Origin of the sequence: Streptomyces sp. NPDC048106, assembly GCF_040706415.1 — a bacterium.
GTDB lineage: Bacteria > Actinomycetota > Actinomycetes > Streptomycetales > Streptomycetaceae > Streptomyces.
In genome coordinates, this window is sequence record NZ_JBEZND010000088.1 from 1 (window position 1) to 10,969 (window position 10,969).

The window sequence follows — 10,969 nt, forward strand, 5'->3', positions numbered from 1 at the left end:
TGAACGGGGCTATCCAGGAGGGCTCCGACGCCGTGATCACACCAGACACAGCGAGATCATCTCACCCGTGACCAGCAGTTACGGGACAGCCCTTAATATGCTCACTTTCTTCGCTTGTTCGATCGCGAAATGACACAGAGCGGAACCAGGGAGTGCCTTGCAGTCATCACAAAGGGCCTTGATCCAGGTGCCGTGTTGGTCGCCGTGGAAGCGGGCGCGTCCGGGCTCACCACAGGCTTCGCAGGTCTTCTCCGCCTCGAGTTCCGCGGCTTCGGCGAGGCGGCCGGCGTTGTCGGCCCAGGTGTCTTCGAACTCGCCGTCGTCGCACCGGTCCGTGACGCTCTCCTCGCCGGTGCCTTCTTCGAAGACTCGGCCCCTTCAGCCCCTTCGATCCCTCGCGGGTCTCAGGCGGCAGGCTCGTGACCAGGTGGTTTCCCGGCCCGGTCCTGCCGCGCAAGCGGTGTAGCCCGGTGGTGCTGGAGACCATCGCCCACCGGGCTACACCCGAAGGATCAGCTTTCGTCGTCGTCGGAGATCGTCACCAGGGAGTGCGGCGCGGTCTTGAGTGCGCAGTCCCGGATGTGCTCGGGCAGGGAGCTGAAGGCCTCCGGATCGTAGGGGTAGTTGTTGTAAAGCACGGCGAGGAAGGCTTCCAGAGTGTCCTCGCGATCCGGCTCCGCCCATCCCGTGCGCTCTGCGATGCGGCGCCCGACGACATGGCTGATGCCGACGTACGGCTTGCCGTCGGCCCGCTCGTTCCTGCCGATCAGACCGTCGAGGTGTTCCTTGGCCTTTGGGGTGACAAACGCCTCGACGTCCTTGTAGGTGCGTGCCTGGAGATAGGTGCGGATCCGGTCGGGGGAGATGCGGTTGTCCTGCAGGTGCGCCACGGTCGTTCCGATCATCAGGTGGAAGTGCTCCAGCGCGTCGGTCAGCCGGTACAGCGCGATCCGCGCCCATTCTGCGTAGGTGTCGGCGTGGTAGCCGTGCATCAGTACGTCGCAGAAGTAGCGGTTGATCTCGCTGATGTGGTGACGCACGAGAAGCGGGAGTTCCACAGGCAGCGGATCGTCGGCCTTGAGCTTGTCGGGCACGAACTCCTCGTGCTCGATGCGGCCGAGGTGCTCCAGACGCTCACGCCGAACGTCGGCCAGATGCGCCGCATACGGGCGGCGGCCGTCCGCCTCCCGGCGGATCTTCGCTGTCTGCTTGTCACGGTGGTTGGGATTCATGACGCTCGTGTCCCTTCGCGGCGCGCACGCTGTCCCGTGACCTGGTGCGCGTCGAGGTACGAGCCAGCACCAATGATCTGCGTCGCTGCCCTGCCACTTTCGGCGTTTGACCGCGTGTCCCGCTCACGGGGCAGAGCACGCTGGAGCCGGGGCCGACGCAGACGGCGGCCCGCACTGAGTAACGAGCCAGTACTCGTGGCGTCACGCCCGCGAAGCGAGAGCCTTGCCGGTGTGATGACGACACGTCCGATCGGGTACGGACGGTGCCGTTCGGAATGTCGGACACCATTGAGCGCTGCGGGGCGGCGTAATGTCCCGGTTGACGCAGACGCGGAGACCGGCTGCCGGTCGAAGGGCCCACCCCGGACGGGCCCGCCACGGGCCAAAGGGTGCGATACCCAGTCTCCTCGCGACAGCGCCACACCTATGACGGCTTTCCCCTTGTGCTGACCGGGCAGCGAACAACACCAGGGAGACCTACGTCCGCGACAAGGCCCATCGCGCCGCCTGTCGCCAGCTGTTCGGCCTGTCCCACAACGATCTGAATCCGGTACTCGACCGCAGTGGCCGGATCGTCCTGGACACCCCGGACGAGGGGCAGCAGGCCTTCCAGGCGATGCTGCACACCTGCCTGTTCAGCCGCGATCGCGAGCACCCCTTTGACCGTATGGAGGGCCGGAGCTTTCCCGACCTCCTGCTCTACTTCGGCGGCCTCAGCCCTCGGCCGGATCGCCTCGTCCTTCGGCTGAGCTGCGCCGCCCGCATCGCCCGCTTCCTGCTGCCCACCCAGCGCACCGACAACGACGGCACGATCGAGCTCACCGGCCTGCCCGGACTGAGGCTGGAGTCGGTCGGCAAGCGCAGCCTCGTCCTGCGCCACCTGCCAACCGGCTCGCGCCTCGAACTCCTCGATACCAGCGGCCAGTTGGGCCTATGGGATCTTGCTCTGTTGGACGAGTCGTTCGAGCGGCAGCTCCTCAAGAACGCCCCACTGCTCACGCCCACCGAGACGAATCTCGCCCAATACTGGACCCCCGCCGCCTGCACACCCCTGCGCAGCGCCCTGCTGACGCGGGCGTACCTGTGGTGGAGCTGCTGGGGCCATGAAGGCGCCACCACCCCAGCTCACCGGCCTGATGGCCGGTACTGCGTGCGCTGGGCGAAAGGCCGCACCACCGACGAGATCGGCGAGCTTCTCACGGACTCACCCATCGCCATCACCGGCTCCACCTACACCCCACCGGCTGCCCGGGGCGACCGGGGGGTACTGCGCCTGAATGACGGCCTGGTCGAGCTCGACGGCCCGGGCACACACCCAGACGGCGGGTATGGCTTTGTTCACGAGTTTCGACAGCAGTTGTTCACCCTCCTGGGAGGCAGGCGGATCGGCCCCGAGGCCATGTTCATGAGAACGGGAGGCACCATGTCGTCCGGCCTCCTTGGGGTCGCCGCGCCCCGTCCCGCTGGTCACGGCCCTTCCGCCAACCGTTGGATCGTCCTCCAACGCGGGGCGTCGTCATCAGGAGCGTCCGGAGACGCGAAGTGGAAGGGCACGCGAAGGTGGCCGGCCAGCGTCCGGCCAGCCGCGGCGGCGGCAACACCAGGAGGAGGGCCGTCGGATCGGTGGTAGACAGTCGCCAGGTGGCCCTCCCCATCTGGAGCGTCCAGCACCGCGACCAGGAGCACGAACCAGTCGTGCACTGTATCGCCGTCCCAGAGCGCCTCCACCGCCGCCACACGGCCTGGGAGAGCCGCGGCGCGGGCTGCGAGCGAGGGGAGGTCCAGCGGATCAGGCAGCGTGCGCTGCACACGGTCGCCCAAGGCCTCGTATCGCGCGTGGACTACCCGCTCGGCTTCGTGCAGGCCAACCCCCAGCGGGCGCAGCGCCTCCCAGACGGACCTGACCGCCGACAGCCGGCGGTCGCGCAGCACTGCGGCATCGACCTCTCGGCAGGTCCGTTCCTCCAGGTAGGCCCACCAGCCACTCACCGGGCCACCAGCCGACATCTCAGGGTGCGCGTCATAGGTTCGAACGTACGCCAGGACTCGGTGCCCGCCCCGGCCGCCCTCATGGTGGTGCTGTCGAATCTCGTGAACATTCCGCCCTGGTCTCGTGGGCTTCCCGCCTCCCAAAGCGGTGTCGAAGTGCTGTCCGATCTCGTGGACAAAGCCAGCGGGTAAGACCCGTAGACACCGCACTGCCCTCTCGCCTGCTCGCGACCCAGCAGAAGTGGCGAGAATCAAGGTGAGGCGGCGTGGACCGTCGGCTAAGAAGTGCCATCGACCTGCTGCGTCCGGGCATGCTCGAGCACGGCCCTCGGGAGTTCGGTGCCGTACCGGCGGGTTTCGTTGAGGAGCTTCGTCAGGCCGGCGGGGGCGTGGTGCCAGTGGTCGGCCAGGCTCACTCGCGTACTGATGTCGTCCATGAGCTGGGAGATAACCCAGGCGGCTTCCGTGGGCCGGTCCCCTCCGCCGGGGCCCCACCACAAGTGGTCGCCTGGCGTACACGGCCCGGGATGGATCCGACCGTCCGCGGTCTGCACCCACACGGTGTCTTCCAGGATCACGGACTCGAGCTGGGCGCCTTGGTCCTCTAGCTGTAGTGGGGCCAGGAAGACCCAGGTGCCGTCGCGGGAGGATCCCTTGCGGACGATGGGAATGCCGGTGGTGCGGTCGGTGTAGAAGGTCACGTCGTGGGCGTCACCGGCGAGGACGGCGTGCACGGCGGTAGGTGTGCACGCCGTGAGGTGCTGCCCCCATCGGCGGGCGGCGGGGCCTCGCAGGCGCACTTCGGTGCACGGGCCGTACGGCAGGAGATCGGCGGCGTAGTGCATGCCGATCTCCATGGGTTCGTAGGCTTCGAAGAGCTGGCTGGAAGCGATTGTGCGCCAGCCTGCAGCGAGCAGATCACGGTCATCGGTGCGGGGCAGGGGGTAGCCCTCGGTGCGGTGTCGGGCCGCGATGAGGAGCGGGTCGCCGTGGGGGTGCCCACCGTGTTCGGCGAAGATGCGAATCTCGCTGTCGAGGCTGTCGATGTCGTGATTGCGCAGGGAGTTGGCCAGGTCCACAAGTGCCGTCTTGGCGGCGTCATCAGGCCATCGGACGGTGGCTGCCCGCCTCAGGGTGGTCTCCTTCTCGGCGGGCAGGACTTCGGCGAGGGTGACGGGTGCGCCCGGCGACCACTGGCTGATCACGTCGGAGCGTCGCAGCGCACGGGGCCACCAGGGCAGCGGCTGGCCGACGAGCCGGGTCACAAGGCCCCACTGGGTCTCGTACTCCAGGAACGGCTGCGCGGTGTCGGCCGCGATCAAGGCCGGTCCCGAGAATCCGATATCACCGAACAGGGCGCATACGGTGATCACGCCCTGGGCTCCGAAGTCCTTGGCCAGTTCTTCGGCCATAGCGCAGGCTGCGCCATGGCGAGTGGTGTGGACGATGCGCACGATGCCGAGGTCGGTGTCCCAGTCCATGGCCGGGCCCTGCGAGGTGGGCTGGAATCCGAGCCACTTGCCGGGCGCGACGGACCGTGTGCCCAGGGCAGGATCAAGCAGCACGGCTCCTCGCTCACGAAACCGGTTTGAGCGGGCGGCCCAGATGTAGACCGAGCCGCCGTCCCACGTCACGGGGGGCTCCTTGCCGAGTGCCTGGTCGAACAGGCTGTGATGCTCCCGGGACGCTTCAGGGAAGCCTTCGTCTTCCTCCAGCAGTCGGTCCAGCTCACCTTTGTCCAGGTGGAGGAGCTTCTCCACCTCGTGCCTGCGCAGGTACGCCATGTTCCGCCCGGCCAAGTCTCCCTCTCCTTAGTGCAGTTGCTCCGCGCTGGCACACGTAGGCCGGCCGTGTCCGCCACCGGACCTCGATGGGCCGCATCCATGAAATGCCGCGACTGCCAGCTGCTACCAGCGACATTGCGTCAACTTTCTTCCTGACGGGCCCTGTTGAGCATGTTGGCTCCTACGATGCTGCCCTGGTCCAGTGGTTCCGCACGGGGCGTAAGGTGTCAGCCCCTTACGGTTTCCCGTCGAAGTCGGGCCGCGGGATGCATTCGCTGCTCAGAGGAAGGCATGGATGCCGAGCGGAATCTGGCACCTGGAGCCCCGACGGATCCGGCCCTGGTACGAGCGTGCCGTGACGGCGTCCACCGAGCACCCAGAGATCCGGGCGTATCTGGACCTGGACCGGCCCCAGATCACGGACGAGCACTTGCGGCAGGCCTTCGACCAGCCCCGGATCATCTCCGAAGTGCTGCGGGCCGATCCCTCCTACTTCGATCTGCGCCGCAGAGCGGCTCGCGTCGACTCCTTGCGTCAAAGCCTCATCGAGTCCCGGGAGCGATGCCGCACCACGCCCTTCCTGTCGCTCGTGTTCTTGGTGGCGCTCGTCTACTGGCTGGCGGATGCAATGGTCGGGATGCCCTGGTGGGTGGGCATCACGGCCCTTATCTGGCCTATCGGCTACTGCGGCGTCAAAGAGTTCAGAAACGCGGATAACCGGAACAACTTTCTCAATCAAATGCAGACCGCCGTATACGGCGTGCTGTGGGCCGCCTGCGCGGCCGACACCGAGGTGCGACTGGGCTGGTGGGCGCTCGTCAAGCTGAAGAAGACAATGGACCCGACCATGCGGCGTGAAATGACGGCGCTGCTCGGACCTGATCACGAGTCACTGCTGGTGGCCCGCAGCCATGACGGTCTCATCGACGCCGGCAACTCCCGGTACTGGATATCGACACAGGTCGAGGCCACTCTGCAGCGCAAGTTCGACCAGATGAGCGGTGGGGCGATCGCGATCTGCGGGCCGCGGGGCGTCGGCAAGAGCACCCTGCTGAAGAAGGCATGCCAGGGCCGACTCGGTCCTTTTCCCGAACCGCATTTCCACACCATCATCCAGACGCCAGCCAACTACCGCCCCGAGGAGTTCCTGCTCTCCCTGTTCCAGTCGGTGTGCCGGGACTACCTCGCACTGTACGGTCGCCGTCCGCGTGCCCCGTTTCTGTTCCGCTCGCGGGCCCGCGCAGCACACCGCCCCCGGCGCCTGTACTACTCGGCCCGCCGGTGGGCCCAGCTCCTGGCCGGGCTCGGCCTGGTCGTCTTGGCGATCCAGAGGGAAGTCCGCGATCTCGTTGATGCCGTCTACCGGTCCACTCGCCCTGCCGCCGCGGGATGGGCGGTGGGTCTGTGGGAGTGGACGCTGACCGTATGGCAGGAGCATCCCGTGATCTCCCGTCTGGTGCTGCTCGTGGTGGGGGCGCTGCTGCTGTGGTGGGCCGATCCGAGAAGCTGGCTCACCGGGCGGCCGGTGCGGCGCCTGGTGCACGACTGCCACAACTACCTGAATCTGCTGCAGCACATCCAGTCTGTCGGCACGTCAACCTCGCTCGGCGCGTCGGCCCGCGCGCTCACCCTGGGATTCGGCCGTACCAGCGGCAGCAGTTCCCGCACCTTCACCTACCCGGAGCTGGTGTGGGAGTTCCGGAGTCTGCTGTCCCGCATCAGCGCCATCGAGCGTCAGGACAACTGGAAGGTCTTCGTCGGCATTGACGAGCTCGACCGGCTGGGCTCGAGCGAGCAGGCACGCGCGTTCCTCGCCGAGATCAAGGCCATCTTCGACGTACCGCGCGTGTACTTCGTGCTGTCGGTGTCCGAGGACATCGGGTCGGCCTTCATCCGCCGCGGACTGCCCACCCGCGACGTCACCGACAGTTCCCTGGAGGACGTCCTGGTCATCGAGGCGCGCGCCCTGGAGGAGTCCAGAGAGCTGCTGCAGATACGGGTCCCGGGATTCACCGACCCCTTCGTCGCACTTGTCCACGCGCTGTCCGGCGGGCTCCCACGCGACCTCATCCGCTACACCCGCAAGGTGACAGAGACCCACCGGCGTACCCGGCGGCCCGGACTGGCGGCCCTGGCCCGTGAAGTGCTGTGGGAGGAAGCCGCACAAGCCCTGGCCGGATTTCGCGCGCTACTGGCCCGCCACGACGATTCCGCCGCCACCGCGCAGACCGTGCACGACCTGCACACCCTGATCACCCTGATCCGCGAGGCCGACTCCAGTCGAGCCAACCCCGAACTCGAGCAGAGCGTCCTGCACCTGGCACACGCCGTACACCCTCCCCACGCCGAAGGCACCGACCCCGTCGGCGAATCGGCCCAGCGCTGGGAGGAGTTCTCCTGCTACCTCTACTTCATCGGCACCCTGCTCGAAGTGTTTGCGCGACCTAACTTCGCGGCCCGCAAAGCGGCCTACACCGGCCCCGACAAGACACCCGGCGACCTGCAGCGACTGGCCGAGGCGCGCCTGGAGATGAACGTGTCCCCGCACAGCGCCCGAAAGATCCTGGAACAATTCCGCGTGCACTGGGCCCTGCGTCCCGCCGCCCTGCCGCGGATCGTGCCGCAGCCCGGACCGGGCGCGGAGCCAAGGCGAGCCGTCGTACGCGACCGGTCCTGACATCTGCCGCCCGGTGCCTCACCACTGGCACCCGGCCGGTCCCGAAGGTCCAAGGCAAGTGCGGGCCTCGGGGGCACGAGGCGAACGAGCCGTCTCCGTGGTGACAATCGCGGCCCATTCGTCAATCGCGATGACGTCGGGAAATGCGTGATCAGTAGGCGCGGCGCGCGCCGGTGCTGCGTCATCGTGGGCGATCTGCCGGGTGAGGCCGCGGCGTGTGCGGGGGAGTTGGTGTTCAGACCGGGTTGTCGGGGTGCTGGCTGATCCAGGCCAGGCCGATGGGGTCCAGGTGGTGGCGGGCCCGGGTGACGGCGACGTACGCCAGGCGAGCTTCTGCCTCATCGACGGGCCGGGGAACGGGCTGGCCCTGGGCGTCCACCTCGTCGGTGTCGGCGGGCGGCGTGAAGTCGGCTGCGATGCGGACCCGGGCCCATTCCCGGCCCTTGGCCTTGTGGGCGGTGGAGACGGTGACCTCGGCCGCGTCTTCAGGAACGAGTCGGTCGACGGCCTGCAGGATGACCTCGGGGCCGTGTTCGTCGACGAGATTGACGAAGGGCTGCAGGTCGCTGCCAGCGGGGTCGTGCTCGGCGTAGTCGCGCAGCGCCGTCCAGGTGGTGAACAGCACAAGTTCGGGGTGGTGGGCGCGGCGTCCCTGGATGAGGTCGCGGGCGGCCCATGCCAGGGCGCGCAGGGCATCACCCCCGCCGACCAGCGCCGTGGCAATGCCGGCGGCGATGAGTGCGAGGACCTCGGTCATCGCACCGATGTTGGTCCGGCACAGAACCGCATCCGGGCGCCCGGCTCGGGATCCGATTGTGGTCGGAATGTCGGGTGTCCCGGTCAGCCGGATGGGAGCGTTGCTGAGGGTGAGCCACCGGTTGGCCTCGTTGGCGAGCGCGGGGCCGAAGCGGAAGGAGCGGGTGAGCGTGAGGTGCTGACCGGTGAACCTAGTCATCACATCCCGGGCGCCGCGCCATCCGTAGATGGCCTGTGCCGAGTCACCGACCATGACGATCTGAGTGCGCTCCTGCTGGGCCAGGACGATCTGCTCGAGGACGGGGTTGGTGTCCTGGGCCTCGTCCAGCAGGAGGAAGTCGCCGTGCAGGACCGGCTCGGACAGGGCCCACATCTTCAGGTAGTGGTCGTGCTCGAAACGGACCGCGCCGCCGTAGGGGTTCTGCAGATCGGCCCATGCCTTCTCCGCGTACGGCAGGATCAGGTCGGCCAGTTCCGCATGGTCCTCGTCGTCCAGGCCCCGAAGGTGCGGAACGTGATGGTGGGCCAATTGCATGTCGGCTGACTGACAAAAGCGGGTGACCGTCCGCAGCGTAGCGTTGGACAGCGTCGCCGGCATCAGCCCCGCCGGGCCGATGTCGGCCGGGGCGTTTTAAGGCCCAGGTCCTGCCCGATCCGCCACCCGGGCCGCCGAGGAGCGTTCAGGCGGCCGCGGAAGCGGTGGCCGAGCGCGGCGTAGGCCAGCGAGTGGGCCGTCTTGCACTGGACCACAGAGGGAAAGCGGGCGGCGGCGTCCAGGGCGATGGCCCGGTTGAAGGCGAGGTAGCGCCCACGCCGCAGCGGCATCTGTTCCGTGAGGAAGACGAGCGTGGATGTCTTGCCTGTGCCTGCGCCGGCCTGGATGGCGAGATGGCCGCCGCTGCGGAACGCCTCCAGGGCGGCGGCCTGTTCGTCGGTCGGGGGAAAGGGCATGGAACAGATCTCTCCGGAAGCTCGAAGCCCAACGCCGCAGACACGTGGGCGCAGGGAAAGGGCGCACCCTGGGCAGGTGCCGGAGTCAAAAAGTGCCAACATATCCGGCCGTGTCTTACGTACGCGCCGTCCGGTCCGCCCGATGCGGTGACAAGACGGCCACAGGGATCCGAATTCAGAGCACATGTACGAGAGCACCATCACGTTCGGGTGGCCGACGTGCGGCTGTGCTCAGGCGTCGGACATGGGAGGTTCGTGCCCCGCGCACAGCGGATTCAGGAGCTCGCCCAGCGGGATGGAGAAGGCGTGGGCGAGAGCGTGCCACGTGGCCAGCGTGCCGATCGTGCGGCCCTGCTCGATCTCGATCAGAGTCCGGCGGGACAGACCGCTGTGCGCGGCGAGTTCGTCGTAGCTCCATCCGCGCTGCGCACGCAGCCGAGCGAGGGAGAGCCTGAGTGCCGTCGGGTCGGGCTCCGGCGGCGGGATGATCGTCACGGATCCATCCGACGGTGCAGACCCCTGCCCTGGCAGTGCAGACCTCTGCCCTATTTGTATCGATGCGGACCGGCTCCGGTAGGGCAGAGGTCTGCACTACGGTGTCCGCGCCCGGAGCCGCCCGGACGCAGGGTCGGCGGCTGACTGCTCACGGCTTGGAGGGACCGATGTCCATGGCCCTGTCCGCACGCGCCTGGACCGTCACGATCAGCAGTTCGGCGGGGCGGCCCATGCTGACGTGCAGTTCCTGCCCGCAGCCGTTCGTGGCCATGGGCGCTGATGGGGTCGTGCAGGTTCGCAGGCACCTTGCGGGCCACCTTGTCGAGTCCCAGCTGCCGGCGTACCTGCGTACGTGCCAGTGCCGGGAAAGGGTCTGTGTGTGGCACGGGCGCCGGGGCCCCTGTTCCGGCCCGCTGCAGCTCTTGCTGATCCGGGCGGACCGCGGCCTCACCTGGCACCTTGCGGATGCCTGCGCTGCGTGCGCCGCCGCGATCCCCTGCGCCGCCACCGTCCCCGAACCCCCGCAGGACGCGGCCGTCCGCCAGGTGCCAGCGTCCGATGGCGAGGCGGTTGTTGACCTCACGTGTGAGCCCGTCGAGTGGGTGGAGGCGCTGTGAGACGGATATCTCGCCGCGGTACCGGATCTGAGATGGGCCCGCTTCAGCCAACGACGGAGAACGCTTCGTCTGCCGAGGAATCTGTCTGTCGTGCCTCTGCGGGGGCAGGGCGACCTATTCGGAGGGCTCCAGGATCTGTCCATCACCCGCAGGGGGGCCTGCGTGAGCAGGAGCGGGGCAGGATGAACTCGCTTCGATAGGTGTCGTGCGAGGCGTGATGGCAGCTGAGGTGCCGGTTGAACGTCAGGTTGCGTTGCCCATGCCGTGATGAACAGGCTGAAGACAGCGATGAACGCCGGGCCAGCGACGAGCACGGCCGAGAGCGTGGGCATCCCGCTGAGACGAGCCAGGATCCCGGCGACAAAGGCGGCGTTTAAGGGCTGTCCCGTAAATGATCTTTGATGTGCCGGGTGACCTGGTGGTTTCTGCGTCACCCGGCAAGGACGAGGTTGTGCAGGCGGGAGATGC

7 protein-coding genes and 1 pseudogene are annotated in these 10,969 nt (G+C 67.8%); 1 reads left to right on the top strand and 7 read right to left on the bottom strand.

Annotation, left to right across the window (positions count from 1 at the left end):
• Positions 1–512: 512 nt before the first annotated feature.
• The 4 genes from AB0927_RS40450 to AB0927_RS40465 all read right to left on the bottom strand — a co-directional run bounded on the left by AB0927_RS40450 (position 513) and on the right by AB0927_RS40465 (position 5,020).
• The gene (locus tag AB0927_RS40450) at positions 513–1,232 is read right to left on the bottom strand and encodes a hypothetical protein (protein WP_366672866.1); all 720 of its coding nucleotides are present in this window, start codon (positions 1,230–1,232) and stop codon (positions 513–515) included.
• Between the two features lie 424 nt (positions 1,233–1,656).
• Positions 1,657–2,112, bottom strand: coding sequence for a hypothetical protein (locus AB0927_RS40455; protein WP_366672867.1), 456 nt, complete (start codon positions 2,110–2,112; stop codon positions 1,657–1,659).
• 587 nt (positions 2,113–2,699) lie between these two features.
• On the bottom strand, positions 2,700–3,221 hold the full coding sequence (locus tag AB0927_RS40460; protein ID WP_366672869.1) for a hypothetical protein: 522 nt from the start codon (positions 3,219–3,221) through the stop codon (positions 2,700–2,702).
• A gap of 278 nt (positions 3,222–3,499) precedes the next feature.
• A complete protein-coding gene (locus tag AB0927_RS40465; RefSeq protein WP_366672870.1) occupies positions 3,500–5,020 on the bottom strand; it encodes a hypothetical protein in 1,521 nt (506 codons plus the stop codon).
• Positions 5,021–5,300: 280 nt separating this feature from the next.
• Here AB0927_RS40465 and AB0927_RS40470 point away from each other — a divergent pair, with 280 nt between their 5' ends.
• A complete protein-coding gene (locus AB0927_RS40470) occupies positions 5,301–7,682 on the top strand; it encodes a hypothetical protein (RefSeq protein ID WP_366672871.1) in 2,382 nt (793 codons plus the stop codon).
• Positions 7,683–7,917: 235 nt separating this feature from the next.
• On the opposite strand, the pseudogene AB0927_RS40475 reads toward AB0927_RS40470, so the two are convergent.
• The 3 genes and pseudogenes from AB0927_RS40475 to AB0927_RS40485 form a co-directional block, all read right to left on the bottom strand.
• A pseudogene (locus AB0927_RS40475) lies at positions 7,918–9,389 on the bottom strand (UvrD-helicase domain-containing protein).
• 231 nt (positions 9,390–9,620) lie between these two features.
• Positions 9,621–9,884, bottom strand: coding sequence for a helix-turn-helix transcriptional regulator (locus tag AB0927_RS40480; RefSeq protein WP_366672872.1), 264 nt, complete (start codon positions 9,882–9,884; stop codon positions 9,621–9,623).
• Positions 9,885–10,032: 148 nt separating this feature from the next.
• The gene (locus AB0927_RS40485; RefSeq protein ID WP_366672873.1) at positions 10,033–10,155 is read right to left on the bottom strand and encodes a hypothetical protein; all 123 of its coding nucleotides are present in this window, start codon (positions 10,153–10,155) and stop codon (positions 10,033–10,035) included.
• Positions 10,156–10,969: the final 814 nt, after the last annotated feature.